The sequence below is a fragment of the Streptomyces sp. AC512_CC834 genome (assembly GCF_019049325.1).
In the GTDB taxonomy this organism is placed as follows: domain Bacteria; phylum Actinomycetota; class Actinomycetes; order Streptomycetales; family Streptomycetaceae; genus Streptomyces.
The window spans coordinates 1-14,349 of the sequence record NZ_JAGMUO010000114.1 but is presented as its reverse complement, the minus strand read 5'-3'; the positions used below and the strand labels follow the sequence as shown (position 1 = coordinate 14,349).

The 14,349-nt window shown below is 70.3% G+C and carries 10 protein-coding genes and 1 pseudogene; 4 read left to right on the top strand and 7 right to left on the bottom strand.

Going from position 1 to position 14,349, the window contains the following annotated elements; translation table 11 throughout:
- The 3 genes from KUM40_RS36010 to KUM40_RS36000 form a co-directional block, all read left to right on the top strand.
- A partial coding sequence (locus tag KUM40_RS36010; protein ID WP_254396202.1) for a type I polyketide synthase occupies nucleotides 1-3,717 on the top strand: 3,717 nt, incomplete at its 5' end.
- Between the two features lie 131 nt (nucleotides 3,718-3,848).
- A complete protein-coding gene (locus tag KUM40_RS36005) occupies nucleotides 3,849-4,094 on the top strand; it encodes a hypothetical protein (protein ID WP_254396201.1) in 246 nt (81 codons plus the stop codon).
- A gap of 10 nt (nucleotides 4,095-4,104) precedes the next feature.
- On the top strand, nucleotides 4,105-5,055 hold the full coding sequence (locus KUM40_RS36000; RefSeq protein ID WP_217170527.1) for an FAD-dependent oxidoreductase: 951 nt from the start codon (nucleotides 4,105-4,107) through the stop codon (nucleotides 5,053-5,055).
- Nucleotides 5,056-5,251: 196 nt separating this feature from the next.
- Here KUM40_RS36000 and KUM40_RS35995 read toward each other — a convergent pair whose 3' ends face one another.
- The 6 genes and pseudogenes from KUM40_RS35995 to KUM40_RS35970 all read right to left on the bottom strand — a co-directional run bounded on the left by KUM40_RS35995 (nucleotide 5,252) and on the right by KUM40_RS35970 (nucleotide 10,401).
- Nucleotides 5,252-5,587, bottom strand: a complete 336-nt coding sequence (locus KUM40_RS35995) for a MazG-like family protein (protein ID WP_217170526.1) — start codon at nucleotides 5,585-5,587, stop codon at nucleotides 5,252-5,254.
- A gap of 27 nt (nucleotides 5,588-5,614) precedes the next feature.
- Nucleotides 5,615-6,937, bottom strand: coding sequence for a UDP-glucose/GDP-mannose dehydrogenase family protein (locus tag KUM40_RS35990; RefSeq protein ID WP_217170525.1), 1,323 nt, complete (start codon nucleotides 6,935-6,937; stop codon nucleotides 5,615-5,617).
- Nucleotides 6,938-7,044: 107 nt separating this feature from the next.
- Nucleotides 7,045-8,298 (bottom strand): hypothetical protein, encoded by a 1,254-nt coding sequence (locus KUM40_RS35985; protein WP_217170524.1) that lies wholly within the window; start codon nucleotides 8,296-8,298, stop codon nucleotides 7,045-7,047.
- Between the two features lie 161 nt (nucleotides 8,299-8,459).
- Nucleotides 8,460-8,672 carry a hypothetical protein gene (locus KUM40_RS35980; protein WP_217170523.1) on the bottom strand — a complete coding sequence of 71 codons (213 nt, stop codon included), beginning with the start codon at nucleotides 8,670-8,672 and terminating at the stop codon, nucleotides 8,460-8,462.
- Nucleotides 8,669-8,992 (bottom strand): hypothetical protein, encoded by a 324-nt coding sequence (locus KUM40_RS35975; RefSeq protein ID WP_308401309.1) that lies wholly within the window; start codon nucleotides 8,990-8,992, stop codon nucleotides 8,669-8,671. Before KUM40_RS35975 ends, KUM40_RS35980 begins: the two co-directional genes overlap by 4 nt.
- Nucleotides 8,993-9,170: 178 nt before the next feature.
- Nucleotides 9,171-10,401: pseudogene (locus tag KUM40_RS35970) on the bottom strand (helix-turn-helix domain-containing protein).
- Between the two features lie 299 nt (nucleotides 10,402-10,700).
- Between KUM40_RS35970 and KUM40_RS35965 the strand changes: the two are divergent.
- On the top strand, nucleotides 10,701-11,543 hold the full coding sequence (locus tag KUM40_RS35965; RefSeq protein WP_217170522.1) for an NAD(P)-dependent oxidoreductase: 843 nt from the start codon (nucleotides 10,701-10,703) through the stop codon (nucleotides 11,541-11,543).
- A gap of 415 nt (nucleotides 11,544-11,958) precedes the next feature.
- On the opposite strand, the gene KUM40_RS35960 is transcribed toward KUM40_RS35965, so the two are convergent.
- Nucleotides 11,959-14,349, bottom strand: a 2,391-nt coding sequence (locus tag KUM40_RS35960; protein ID WP_254396200.1) for a type I polyketide synthase, incomplete at its 5' end; no start/stop codon positions are given.

The following is a 14,349-nucleotide window of genomic DNA, read 5'->3' as shown; positions in this document are numbered from 1 at the left end:
GGCCGGGACCGCGACGAGCTGCTGACCGCGCTGGGCGGGGTGGAAGGCTCGGTGGTGCGGGCGCGTGCGGGTGGCCGGACGGCTGTGCTGTTCACGGGGCAGGGGAGTCAGCGGCTGGGGATGGGCCGGGAACTGTATGACGCCTTCCCGGTGTTCGCGTCGGCGTTTGATGCGGTGTGTGGGCGGTTGGACGGTCTGCTGGGGCGGTCGTTGCGTGAGGTGGTGTGGGGTGAGGATGCCCGGCTGCTGAACCGGACGGTGTTTGCGCAGGCGGGGTTGTTTGCGGTGGAGACGGCGTTGTTCCGGCTGGTGGAGTCCTGGGGTGTGCGTCCCGACTTCGTGGCGGGGCATTCGATTGGTGAGGTGACCGCCGCGCATGTGGCGGGGGTGCTGTCCCTGGAGGACGCGGCGACGTTGGTGGCGGCGCGGGGCCGGCTGATGGACGCGCTGCCCGAGGGCGGAGCGATGCTGGCGGTGGAGGCCACCGAGGCAGAGATCCTGCCGGTGCTGTCCGACGGTGTCGGGATCGCCGCGGTCAACGGGCCGACGTCTGTGGTGGTGTCCGGCACCGAGGCCGATGTCGATGCCGTGGCGGAGCACTTCACCACGCTGGGTCGGCGGGTGTCCCGGCTGCGGGTGTCGCATGCGTTTCATTCGCCGTTGATGGAGCCGATGCTGGAGGAGTTCCGTGGGGTGGTGGCGTCGCTGTCGTATGCGGAGCCGTCCCTGCCCGTCGTGTCCAACGTGACGGGTGCCCTGGCGGTGGCGGGGCAGTTGACGGACCCGGAGTATTGGGTGCGGCATGTGCGTGAGGCCGTCCGGTTCGCCGACGGGGTTGCTGCCCTGCAGGGGCAGGGTGTGGTGCGGTTTGTGGAGTGCGGTCCGGATCCGGTCCTGACGGGTCTGGCCCGGCAGACCCTCGACACGGACGCCGACGACGTCACGTTCGCGTCCGTGCTGCGCAAGGACCGTCCGGAGGATGTGACGGCCGTGACGGCGCTGGGGCAGGTGTTCGCTTCGGGCGGCACTGTCGACTGGACCGCCTTCTACGCCGGGCGCGGTGCTGAACGCGTCGACCTGCCCACCTACGCCTTCCAGCGACAGCGCTACTGGATCGACGCGCACGCCGGTGTGAGCCTGGGCGTGTCGGCCGTGGGGCAGCACGACGTGGACCATCCGATGCTCGGGGCGTCGTTGGCCCTTGCCGAGACGGAAGGTGTGGTGCTGACCGGTCGGCTGTCCCTGGACTCGCAGCGTTGGATCGCCGACCACGACGTACTCGGCAGCCTCCTGCTGCCCGGCACCGGCTTCGTGGAACTGGCGGTCAGCGCGGGTGAGCGGGTCGGTTGCCCCGTACTGGAGGAACTGATCCTTCAGGCCCCCCTGATCCTGCCCGAGCGCGGGGGACTTCAGGTCCAGGTGTCAGTCGGGGCACCGGACGCGGAAGGCCGACGGGCGCTGCACATCTATTCACGCGCCGCGGATGCCGCGGCCGATGTGCCCTGGACCCTGCACGGTGTGGGCGCCCTCGTGGAGGACGCAGTGACGCCGTCCGCCGACCTCACACAGTGGCCGCCGCCGGGAGCCACGCGCGTCGACGTGAGCGGTATGTACGACCTGCTGCTGCGCCAGGGATATGCCTACGGTCCCGCCTTCCAGGGTCTTCGGGCGGCCTGGCGACGCGGCGACGACGTCTTCGCCGAGGTCGCGCTGCCCACGGAGGAGCACGCCGAGGCGGAACGGTTCGGCCTGCATCCGGCGCTGCTGGACGCGGCGATGCACGCGTTGAGCCTTGGTGAGGAGGGTGACGAGCAGACCTTGCTGCCCTTCTCCTGGGGAGGCGTCACGTTGCACGCGGCGGGTGCCAACGCCCTGCGGGTGGCCCTGCTGCGCGACGACTCCAGCACGGTGGCCATGGAGCTGGCCGATGCCTCCGGAGCGCCTGTGGCCTCCGTACGGTCGCTGGCTTTCCGGCCCGTCTCGGCCGAGCAGCTCAGGTCCGCCGGTGACCACACCGACCAGTCCCTCTTCCGTGTGGATTGGACGCCCTTCACAGCCGTCCCGGCGGCGGACACGGAGGACGGCACCTCCCAGCTCGCCTGGGCCGATGCGTTCAGCGCCGAGTCGGTGCCGGACGTCGTGGTCTACGACTGCCGGGCGGCGGATGCCGGTCTCCTCGACGCCATGCACGCGACGAGCCATGACGTGCTGGCGAAGGTGCAGGAGTGGCTGGCGGACGACCGGTGCGTCGACTCCAGGCTCGTGGTGGTCACCCGCAACGCGGTGTCCGCCGGTGAGGGCGAGATCGCTGACCTCGTTCAAGCTCCCGTGTGGGGACTGGTGCGCGCGGCGCAGGCCGAGTACCCGGGCCGGTTCGTCCTCGTCGACGTGGACGACACCGCAGAGTCCCGGAACGTGCTGGCCGGCGTGATCGCGTCGGGGGAGACCGAGGCCGCGATCCGGGCGGGCGGTGTTCTCGTGCCCAGGCTGGTGAGGGCGACGACGGCCGGGGACCCGCCCGGGACGAGTCCGAGGCCGGACCCGGAGGGCACGGTCCTGATCACCGGCGGTACCGGCGGCCTCGGCGCGCTGCTGGCCCGCCACCTCGTCACCGAGCACGGCGTACGGCATCTGCTGCTGACCAGCCGGCGCGGCCCGCAGGCACCCGGCGCCGACGAACTCGTCGCGGAGCTGGCCGAACTCGGGGCCGAGGCAACGGTCGTCGCGTGCGACGTGTCCGACCGCCGGGCGCTGGAGGACCTGCTCGCCGTCGTACCGCGGGACCACCCGCTGACCGGCGTGGTGCACGTGGCGGGTGTGGTGCACAACGGCATGGTCGCCACCTGGCCGCCGGAGTGGCTCGACGAGGGCTTCGGGCCGAAGTCGGACGCGGCCTGGCACCTGCATGAGCTGACCAAGGACAGCGACCTGTCGATGTTCGTGCTGTACTCCTCGTCCGGCGGCATGGTTCTGGCCCAGGGGCAGGCCGGTTACGCGGCCGCCAACGTCTTCCTCGACGCGTTGGCGGTTCGCCGCCGTGCCGAGGGGCTGCCCGCCACGTCCATGGCGTGGGGCGCCTGGCGCATCGACTCCGGCATGAGCCGGGAGCTGAGTGAGGCCGACCTGGAGCGCATGCGGCGGCAGGGACTGCCGGCGTTCAGCGCGGAGGAAGGGCTCGCCCTGTTCGACGCGTCCTTGGCGAACGGCGAGAGCGTCATCGTTCCGATGCGGGTCGACACCGCCGTACTGCGGACTCGTACAGGTGAGATGCCTGCGCTGCTGCGTGGTCTCGTCCGCGGCCCGGTCCGCAGGGCAGTCCGCGCCGAGACGGGCTCCGACACCGTCACAGCGGTGGACCTGTTGTCCGGGCTGCCCGCGACCGAGCGCGACCGCCGCATGCTGGAAATGGTGCGAGCGAAGGCCGCCGAGGTGCTTGGCCACGCCACCCCCGAGGCGATCGACCCCGAGCGGGGCTTCCTGGACATCGGGTTCGACTCGCTCAGCGCGCTGGAGCTGCGCAACCGTATGGTCACCCTGGCCGGCCGGAACCTGCCCCCGATGCTGGTCTTCGACCACCCGTCCGCCGCGGACCTGGCCGGGTACCTGACCGAGCTGCTGTTCGAGACCGAGGCGCCCACCGTGGACGCGGACCTCGCGGAGGCGTCCGCCGACGAACTCTTCGACATCCTCGACAGCGAACTCGAAGTGTTCAAGTAGGGGCAAGGCGAGGCCGGCGTCCACAGGAGGCGGCCGGCGAGGTGTGCGGCCGCCCGGCCGCATACCTCCCGCGCCACCTGGGACATCTGCCAGGCAAGGCACCGTGCGGTGACCCCAGCCAGCGCAGGGCCATGTTCGAAGGGGCCTGGCTGGCCCTGGGCCGCAGCGCCCGTGGTGATCTGGAGGCCGCTTGCGCGCTCGGCCAGGTCGTCACCGACCGCCTCGACGTCGTGGGCTCGCCCCGCAGCGCGGCCCTGCTCCACCAGCTCGCCGCAGACCTGCGCCGCCGACAGCGCAACACCCACGTGCGAAGCTTCCTCCCGACCCTGGAGAACGCCCTCACTCAACACGCCCCGTCGGCGCCACCCGGCCGCTAGGGTCAGGATCATGGCCGCAGGGGAGCGAGTTGTCGTTGTCGGGGCCGGGGTGGCGGGGCTCACCACCGCCGTCGTTCTCGCCGAGGCCGGAGTCTCGGTGCATGTCATCGCCGAGGAGGTGCCGGGCGTCACCTCGCTGGCTGCCGGGGCGATGTGGGGTCCCTACCTGGTCGAACCGAAGGACAAGGTCGACCAGTGGGGACAACGGTCATTGGAGATCTTCCGCGAGCTGGCCGAGGACCCGTCGTCGGGCGTCCGGCTCACCAGCGGCATTGAGGCGTCCCGCACGGCCGAGACCCCGCCGGACTGGGCCACCACCCTGCCCGGCTTCCGGCCGTGCGAACGGGCCGAACTGCCGGTCGGGTTCTCGGCCGGCTACCGGTTCACTGTGCCGCTGATCGACATGCCGACCTACCTCGGCTACCTCCTGCGTCGGCTCGATGCCGCCGGGGGAACAGTCGAGCGGCGCCGCCTGGCCTCGCTCGCGGACACCGGTCCGGCCACCGTGATCGTCAACTGCACGGGCCTCGGCGCCAAGGATCTACTGCCGGACCCTGACCTTCGGCCCATCCGCGGCCAGCACGTCGTCGTCTCCAACCCGGGGCTGACCGAGTTCTTCTCCGAGGACACCGGCCTCTCACCGGACCTGCTGTGCTTCTACCCCCACGGCGACACCGTCGTCCTGGGCGGCACGGCCATCGACGGTGAGGGTGGCCTGGCCCCCGACGACAAGGCGGCAGTCGGCATCCTCGCCCGCTGCGCCGAGGTCGAACCCCGTCTTGCCTCAGCCAGCGTTCTGGCGCATCGGATCGGTGCCCGGCCCACCCGGGCCACGGTCCGGGTGGAGGCCGACCGGCGGGAAGACGGCGCTGTGGTCGTGCACAACTACGGGCACGGCGGCGCCGGCGTCACGCTGTCATGGGGTTGCGCCGAGGAATTGACGGTCCTTGATCTGTTATAGGGGATCTGACCTGTGACTTCGCATTGGGCAGGGATGGGGCACGAGGGCTGCCAGTGCGACGGAACCCGCCGAGTGCGTCTTGATGACGCAGAGAAGGTTGTGCGGGTGTTGGAATCAGGTGCCTGACGCGGCTCGTGCCCGCAACATCGCCGTCGGCCGCATCTGGGGGTGCGGCCGACGGCAGGTCAGGTGATCGTCAGGTGGATGCAAATGTGGCGGCCTTGCGGCCCCTGCGGGTGCGGCGGTGGAGGATTTCGTCGAAGGTGGCGCGGGCGCCGGTGGGGTCGATGTAGTGCATGGCCAGGAGGGCTGCGATGACGGCGCCGACGAGGTCGTTTTGGACTTCGTCCCAGGCGTGGTCGTCGCCGCAGGTGGTGAGGCCCTTCAGCCCGTGCAGGGCGTGCATGGCCTCGCCGGCCTCCTCGGCGACTTTGCCGACCTGGAGGGCCTTGAGCTCCTCGTCAGGCAGGTGGGCGCCGGCCGCTCGGCAGACGGCGGAGAGTTTCTCGATGTTGTCCCACAGGGTGTCCACGGCGGACCTCCGGTTCGATGGCTTGGGCTATTCCTGTGTGGGGCGTCCGAGCTGGCGTACGGTCCATCCGGCCATGCGCCAGGCGTCGGCGTCGATGAGGTTGCGGAGGTCGACGAGGACCGGGTCCGTGACCCGTGGGGCGAGGGCCTTGGGGTCGGCCTCGCGGAAGTGGGGCCACTCGGTGGCCAGGACGATCAGTTGGGCGCCCTGGACGGAGTCGTCGAGGGCTTCGGCGTAGTCGAGCTCCGGGTGTCGGCGCAGTGCTGTGGGCACAGCGTGCGGGTCGTGGACGGTGACGGTCGCTCCGCGCTGGTGCATGAGCGCGGCGATCGCCAGGGCCGGGGATTCGCGGACGTCGTCGGTTCCGGCCTTGAAGGAGGCGCCCCAGACGGTGATGCGTACACCGTCGACCGGTCGGCCGAGAGTCTGCTCGATGAGCCTCAGCGCGGCGGTGGGCCGGGATTCGTTGACCTCCTCGGCGGCTCGCAGAAGGGTTGCTGCTTCGGCGGCCCCGAGGGTGTGGGCCGAGGCGGTGAAGGCGCGAACGTCCTTCGGAAGGCAGCCGCCGCCATAACCGGGGCCGGCGTTGAGTCCGCCGCGACCGATACGGGGGTCCAGGCCGATGGCCTCGGTGAGCTGCTGGACATCGGCTCCGGCGGCGGTACACATGTCGGCGACGCCGTTGATGAAGGAGATCTTCATGCCGAGGTAGGCGTTGGCGGCGCCCTTGATGAGTTCGGCGGTGGCGGGATCGGTCACGAACAGCGGGATCCCGTTCGACAGGAGAGGTGCGTAGACCTGGCGTACAGCGTCCTCCGCGCGGGCCGACGGCACGCCCACGACGATCCGGTCAGGGCGCAGGGTGTCCTCGATGGCGTGGCCCTCGCGCAGGAACTCCGGGTTCCAGACGACCTCCACGTCCTCACCGGCCGGGGAGAGACGCGCGAGCAGGGCACCGAGATCGCGGGAGGTGCCGACGGTGACCGTGGACTTGCCGATGATCACGGTCGGGCGGGTCAGATGCGGGGCGAGAGCGCGGGCAGCACCGAAGACCTGCCCGGTGTCGTAGCTCCGTCCGTCCGCGTCGATCGGCGTGCCCACGGCGAGGAAGTGGATGTCGGCGAACTCGGCCGCCTCCGCGAGGCTGGTGGTGAACCGCAGCCGTCCAGTGGCGGTGTGGGTGCTGAGGAGTTCGGGCAGGCCGTCCTCGTAGATGGGGCACTCGCCGGCGTTGAGGCGATCGATCTTCGCCTGGTCCAGGTCCACGCCGATGACCTCGTGGCCGATCTCGGCCATGGCAGCGGCGTGGGGGATGCCCAGGTGTCCACAACCGATGACGGATACGCGCATGGGGTCGACGCTCCTTTCCTTGCCTCTCGCCCGCCCGGGGAGTCCGGGCCGGCCGGGTGCGTCACGCTAGCGCCAACACCCGGCAGGGCCCTCTTCGTGCAGGTGGATCAACCAGTCTGCTGTTTCAGCAGATTGACGAGTGCGGGCAGCGCCTCAGCGGCGGTTGCCCGGCACACCAGGTCGCCGTCCTGGGGTCCTTCCAGCGGGTATGACAGGAACTGGCCGTCGCGCCAGAAGCCCTCCGGGTCCAGGTAGACGACCTGCATGCCGCGTTCCCGGGCGCGGGCCTGGACCTTGCGTCGGTCGGCATGCAGGCCGACGACGAGAAGGGCCTTGGCGCCGTCGACCCACTCGACATCGGGTACGGCCTGGTCGTACCGGCGCATGAAGCACTCGTCGAGCCCGGCGCGCGCGGCGAGCACGTCGAAGTTGTTCGTGATGACCGGACCGACGAGGTGCCCGGCGTCCTTCAGTTCCTTCAGCGCCCACATGGCCGGGGTCGGCTCGGCCAGGAAACAGGCGCGGAACATCTCCACGAATTCCGCAGTCTTCTCCTCCGGCTCGGTCAGCACCTCGTGGAGGAGGGTGTCCGCTGTCGGGGAGAGGGTGAAGCGGTGCTCCCGCGGCTCGTGGCCCTGGCGGTCGGTGACTCGGTAGATCTCGTGGAGCCGGTGCAGGGGCGGGATCCCCGCCTCGACCGACGTACCGCATCCGATCTCCACCTGGAACGGTCGCAGGTCCGCGAGTACGGACAGGGTCGGCACGCGGGTCGGCGTGCCGGGGCGGTCTTTGAACCGGATTCCGGTGGAGAGCACGTTCCACGGCAGTTGCCGCACAGCGGGCGGCGCTGCGTAGGACACAGAGGCGATCTGCACGTCCAGGCTCCGGTAGCCGGCTGGGAGGATGCGGCCCGCAGCGGCGTCCTGGGGGTGGACGTCGTGCTCGGTGATCCGGCACTTCAGATCCCGCCGTGTCCATAAGAGTCCACCGGGGGCCTCCTTCCAGCCGCCAGTGGCGAGCGAATCCCACAGGGCGTCGTGGTGCGCGTCGATCTCGTCGGCCGGGGCGGACACGGAGTGAAAGAGGTACAGGTCGGTCAAGCCGATGGCCGGCGCGGCAGTGGTCGGGACCAAGCCGTACCGGTAGCGGTAGTGAATGATCCGCCGCCGGGCGTCGTCCGAGGCCGCCCAGCCGGACTGGCCGGCGGTGGCCTTCTCCCGGGTGCGGCGCCAGATGCCTTCCTCGATGTAGCGGGGGCGGTCGGCGTCGCCGAAGTACGTCTTCCAGACCTGCTGTTGGTCGGGGACGAGCTGGTCGATGACGATGTACGGGATGTCCACGATCCCTCCCTGGAGAATCATGCGTGGATGTTCCAGATGGCTGACGGGGTGCAGGCCGTCCCGCTCCGGGCGGCCGAAACCGCGCTGAGCGGGACGGTTCTTCAGCGCCGCTCGACGAGAGAGCAGCGTGGGAGGCCCTGGCGGCCGAGCGCAGGCATACGGCCTCGGTGTCGGGAGCGGCCTCAGCGGTCGGAGGGCAGGCTCGCGTCCGGTGTGATGGCGGAGGGCCGGTGGCCGGCGCCTTCGAGGAGCGGGCCGGCGTGCTCACGCAGTGCCCAGGCCGGGCCGACCCGGTCGGCGACGGCCAGGAACGTGAGCGCGAGTCGGCCCTCGCGGTCGGACCGTGCGGTTCTGGACGCGGCGTTTCGGGCGTGGTGGCGTCGGGCCGCCGTCACGAGGTGCCGCCGAGGACGCGTTCGTGGGCGTCGAGGAGGCGGCTGGTCTGCGCGTACAACCGCTCCAGCTCAGCAGAGGTGAGGATGAGCGCGCCGTCGAGGGTCGAGCCGTCATCGAAGTGGAACTCGACGGGAACCGACCCTTGCTGCGCCCTCGGATCGTAGACCGCGTCCCGGCCGGCCAGCAGCGTGGCGTGGGTGGCCTTCACCGGCACGGGCCTGAGCGTCGTCCCGTCGGCGGGCGCGGACCACTGGGTCCCGCCGCCGGGCGGGCGCAGGTGGTAGGTCGTGGCGGAGCCCTCGCCAGGGAGGGCGACCACGACTCCCACACGGTCTTCGCGGGCACTGTCGGAGGCGAGGTCGCCGAGCCGGGGAACGAAGGGTGCTGCCGTACCTAACCCGGCTCCCTGGGAGGGGAGGTGGGGAGAACGTCGTCGCGTCATGTCCTGAAGTTAGGGACAGGACAATCCTCGAATATGAGCCGGAGGAATACGACCCCTATCCGTCCAGGTGAAAGCGGTCGGACATGCGCCGCAACCTCTCGCGCGTGACTGCTCGTTCCGCGTAGACGATGCTGCGAAGCGTCGAGCGGGCCGATGGGGTGGTTCCGTACGAGCTGGGGCGCGATCCGCTCGGCTGTCTCCAGTTCGGCCAGGGCCCTTCCCCGGTTCCCGTCCCACAGCCAGGCGCGCGCGACGTCCATGTGATGGTGTCCCTGACGGGAGTTGGGCAGTGACCCGACCAGTACTGGGCTGGTACGGCGGTTTATCTCCAGTGCCTTGCCCTGTTCGCCCATTTCCAGAGCCACGCTGATCGCGTGGATCTGCACGTTCCCGGCGGAGAACGTCAGTGAATGCCGGTCGTACACCGGCGCCCCGACGTACGCGTCCATGCGTTCGGCAGCGTCCTTTGCGTGTCCGATCCGGTCCTCGGCCTCCGAGGCGCGGCCGGCTCGAGCGGCAGAGACCGCAGCCCGCAGTTGAAGCGTGCCCCAGGCCCGCACGGCCAGCGGCTCGCCACGGTCGTACTCCTGTTCCATCGAGGTGATCGCCTTGTCCGAGAGCGTCAGAGCGTCGGCCCAGTCAGCCGTTGCCCACATGTCCCAGACCCTCATCCAGTCGGCGACGGCGGGCAGCACCGGATCTCCCGACAACCTGGCTGACCATGCGGCCCGCTCGCAGGCCATGGCAACCAGCTCGGGGTGCCCGAGGGCGTGGGCGGCGGTGTGCGCGAACTTGCAGCACACGGCATAGATGGCATAGGCCTCCTCCCTCTCGTGCCCCTCCGAGTCCTCCGCCAGAGCGCGCGCCTCGCGAAACAGATCCGGGAGAACTCGGAGAATCGCAACGTTGGAGGCGGTGTCCCGCAGGCGGTGCAGCCGCGTCACTTCACGCCAGAGCTGTGATGCCGGTCGCGGAGCCCCATCGAAGACGGGGACGAGGTCGTAGCGGCGCAGCTCGCGCAGGATCGACGAGGCGGCAACCTGCCACTGGTTGTCGTCGGGAGAGCTGCTGTACGGGCGCCCGATCAGGTCGTTCGGATGGACGTGCAGCTCTGCGGCCACCTGGTTGAGCAGCCCGACCCGGTCCAGCTCGATCAGGCCACGTTCCATCTTCGACACCCAGCCCTGCGACTTCCCCAGGGCCCTCGCCAGGTCGGCCTGTGGCATACCCAACCGCAGCCTCGCCCTGCGAACGCGCTTGCCGATCTCCTCGGCTTCCTCCAGCATCAGGACACCTCCCGGCCGCCGGACGATCCGGCGCGATCGCCGGTCTGTCCGTACAGAGTTCGTCTCCAGCACGGTACCCATGACGCGGCTTGCGCGTGAGGCGAGCTGCCGGGACAGGGGTCCCACAGCCGTGTCCCCTGTCCCGCCCGGAAGGGCCGTCACGAGGCAGGCGGAACTCGTGCCTTATCGGCGACAGGCCCGTCCGAGCCAGGTGCCCAATCCTCCGCCGTTGTTGCTCTACGGCAGCGGATCATGTTGATGAGGAACACCCCCACGTCGCATTTCGCCGGAGGCAGCCAGTGACCGTCGTGACCGTCTTGCACCCTGGATCCATGGGCGCGGCGGTCGCCGCCGAGCTTGTCGCCGGCGGCCATGAGGTGCTGTGGGTGCCCAAGGAACGCAGTGAGAGCACGTGGCGCCGCGCGAGGGAGGTTCGTGCCACAGCTTGCGACTCGCTCGCGGAGGCGCTGGCCCATAGCGCGGTCGTTCTCTCGGTCTGCCCACCGCAGGCGGCGGAGGACGTGGCAGCGGCCGTGGCTGCGCACGCCTTCGCTGGGGCGTACGTCGATGTCAATGCCATCAGTCCCCAGCGCGTGCAGCGCATCGCGGAGGAAATCCGCCCCGGCTCCGAGGTCGTAGACGGCGCCGTCTTCGGTCCGCCGCCAGGTGAAGGTCGTATGGCACGGCTCTATCTCGCAGGGGTCGGCTCCGCCGTCGACCTGGTGGAGCCGCTGTTCGCGAACTCTTCGCTGGATGTGCGCCGGGCAGGCGAGGCCATCGGTTCCGCTTCCGCCCTGAAGATGGCCTTCGCCAGTTACCAGAAGGCCGCTCGTACTCTCGCAGGGGTCTCCCACGCGCTCGCACACGCCCATGGAGTCGGCGACCAGCTCATAGCTGAAGCCGAGATCATGGTTTCTGTGATCCTCTCCGATCCGGGGTACCTGCCGAGCGTGGCTGCCCGGGCCTGGCGCTGGGCGCCCGAGATGGAAGAGGTCGCCGATACTCTCCGGGCGGCTGACCTTCCCGCCGACATGGCCGAGGCTACGGCTCGGGCCCTTTCGTGCTGGGAGCAGGACAAGGACCAGTACGACTTGCCGGTCGCGCAGGTCCTCTCTCAGCTCCGGTCGGGAAGAAGCACTTGACCCCGCTCCCGCTGAGAGTGCCCGCCCAGGGCTGATCACCTCCGCCGAGGCCGAGAGGTATCGGTGGGTGTGGCCGTTGTCGCAGGCTGCGGGAGAGTTACGGGGCGTAGGACGGTGCTGCGTGCCGCCTGAGCTTGCCGACTTGGAGCGGGCCTCTGCGAGAGCCGTTGTACGCGCCAGATCAGTGTGCGTGCTGGAGAGCGGGCGTCGTCGAGGGCGCGTTCGTCTGTCGCCTGCTGCAACCGGCGTCTGGGATCGTGGCCTGCGGTCTCCGCGGCGGCGCGCCTGTACGGAACCGGCGAAGGCCCGCAAGAAGGTCGCACGCGCTGACGCTGAGGGCACAAGACCTCCTGGAGCGCTGCTCCAGGAGGCGGCCCGAGCCAGGAATCCCCTCCCCCTTCAGGGAGGGGAGGATTCAAAGCGTTGTAGTGATCCACTCCTCGATGATCCGGGCGGTGTCCTCGGCCGACTCCTCCAGAATGCTGAAGTGGTTCGCCTTCACCGTCCGGACGTCGTGCGCGGGATCCCACGGCTTCGCCTGCCAGTCGTCCTCGTACGACGTCGTGTCCTCGGTACCGGGCAGGGAGAACGACTCGGTGCACTGCACGAACAGTACGGGTGCGTCCAGCGGCTCCGTCTTCAGCTTCGGTACCAGCTCCACGTACCGTCCCATCGTCGACAGCCGGTAGCTGTCGAACCGCCCGAGGGTCGACTCCTTCTCCAGCATGCTGAGCACCATGCCCTCGTCCAGGTCGTTGCGGCCGCTGTCGGCCCGGTAGCTGTCGAGCAGCACCACGGCGGCCGGTGCGACGCCCTTGACCGTCTCCAGGTACTGGGCGGTGACGTGGGCCAGGAGCCCGCCCGCGGAGTATCCGACGACGACGAACGGCTCGCCGTCCGCCGCCACCAGCACGCTCTCCGCGAGAGCCTCGACGGCCGCCTCGGCGGTGGCCGGCAGCCGCTCCTCGGAGCTGAAGCCGGAAACGGGCACCGCCGACACCTGCCGCACGCCGCGGAAGTACGACGCCAGGCGGGCCTGCTGGTAGACGCCGCCGGTGGCCATGGGCGTGCTGACGCAGATCAACCGGGGGCTGCCGGGCCCCTCGGCCAGTTTCACCGGCGGCGGCGCCGCACCTAGGTCCCGCACCGACGAGAAGCTGGGACGCACGTCGGCGACCGCGGCCAGCAGATCGAACGCCTTCGCCATGGGGCCCGACATGACCGCCCGGCGGAACAGCGCGCTCAGCGTGTCCGACGCCGCGTCGTCGGCGTCCCCGGGCCTGCCCGCACCGCCGCCGTACGTCTCGCCCTCCGGCGATCCGGCGGCGGAGTGCGCGAACTCGTCCTGTACGAAACGGGCGAGCGCGGCGGGGTTCTTGTTGTCGAAGACGACCATCGCCGGAAGGCGGAGACCCGTGGCCGCGTTGAGACTGTTGCGCAGTTCCATGGCGCTGAGCGAGTCGAAGCCCGCCTCCAGGAAGTCGCGCTCCGGGTCCACCGCGTCCACCGAGCCGTGGCCCAGCAACGAGGCGGAGTACTTCTGTACGGCCTCCGTCAGTACCCGGGTCTGCTCGGCGTCGTCGAGACCCGTCAGCCGAGCACGCAGTGAGTCCGCGGTTCCGGTGGCGGAGGCGGCCGTACGGCGCGCCACCGGGACCAGCCCCTGGAGGAGCGCGGGCAGTGTCGTCTGGCCGCGCAGCGCGGCGGTGTCGATCCGCAACGGCACCTGCACCGCATCACCGGGGCGGTCCAGAGCCGCGTCCAGCAGCGTCAGCGCCTCGTCCACCGGCAGTGCCGGAAGACCAAGCCGCGCCATCCGCATCTCGGCGTCCTCCTGGGCCTGGTTCATGCCGGTGGCGGTAGCCCACAGGCCCCAGGCGAGTGAGGTGGCAGGCAGCCCACGACTGCGCCGGAACTGCGCCAGACCGTCCAGGAACGTGTTCGCCGCCGCATAGTTGGCCTGACCCGCCGCCAGCACCATCCCACCCGCCGACGAGAACATGACGAACGCCGCCAGATCCATCCCCGCCGTCAACTCATGCAAATACCAGGCCGCGTCCGCCTTCGGCCCCCACACCCGCTCCAGCCGCACCCCGTCCATGTCCTGCACCAACGCGTTGTCCATCACCCCGGCCGCATGCACCACACCCCGCAACCGGCGCCCCGCACCGTCAAACCCCGCCAACAGCCCGGCGACCGCCTCCCGGTCGGCCACATCACACGCCACCACCTCCACCCGCGCCCCGGCACCCTCCAACTCCGCCACCAACCCCGCCGCACCCGGAGCACCCGCCCCACGCCGACTCGTCAGCACCACATCCCGCACCCCACGCGCCACCACCAGATGCCGGGCCACCACCGCACCCAGACCACCCGTCCCACCCGTCACCAACACCGCACCACCCGACAACGAAGCAGTGGTACCGGTGCCGTCGACGTCAGCGTCGGCGTCAGCGGTGTCAGTGGTGGCGGACGGGAGAGCGCGGACCAGACGCGGGACGAACACCCGACCGTCGCGCACCGCGAGCTCCGCCTCCCCCGAAGCCACCGCACCCGCCACCACCCCTACACCGTCATCCGCACCCGGATCCAGATCCAGCACCGTCAGCCGGCCCGGGTTCTCCGCCTGCGCCGCACGCAGCACACCCCACACACCCGCCACCGACACATCCACACCATCACCCGGCACCACACCCACCGCACCACGCGTCACCACCACCAGACGCGACGCAAGCACCCGCTCATCCGCAAGCCACCCACGCACCCGCTCCAACACCACCCCCGCCACCAACCGCGCCCCCACACC

Coding starts and splice junctions, on each gene's coding strand:
- KUM40_RS36005 (WP_254396201.1), top strand. CDS start 3,849: ATGTTCGAAGGGGCCTGGCTGGCCCTGGGCCGCAGCGCCCGTGGTGAT.
- KUM40_RS36000 (WP_217170527.1), top strand. CDS start 4,105: ATGGCCGCAGGGGAGCGAGTTGTCGTTGTCGGGGCCGGGGTGGCGGGG.
- KUM40_RS35990 (WP_217170525.1), bottom strand. CDS start 6,937: ATGCGCGTATCCGTCATCGGTTGTGGACACCTGGGCATCCCCCACGCC.
- KUM40_RS35985 (WP_217170524.1), bottom strand. CDS start 8,298: ATGATTCTCCAGGGAGGGATCGTGGACATCCCGTACATCGTCATCGAC.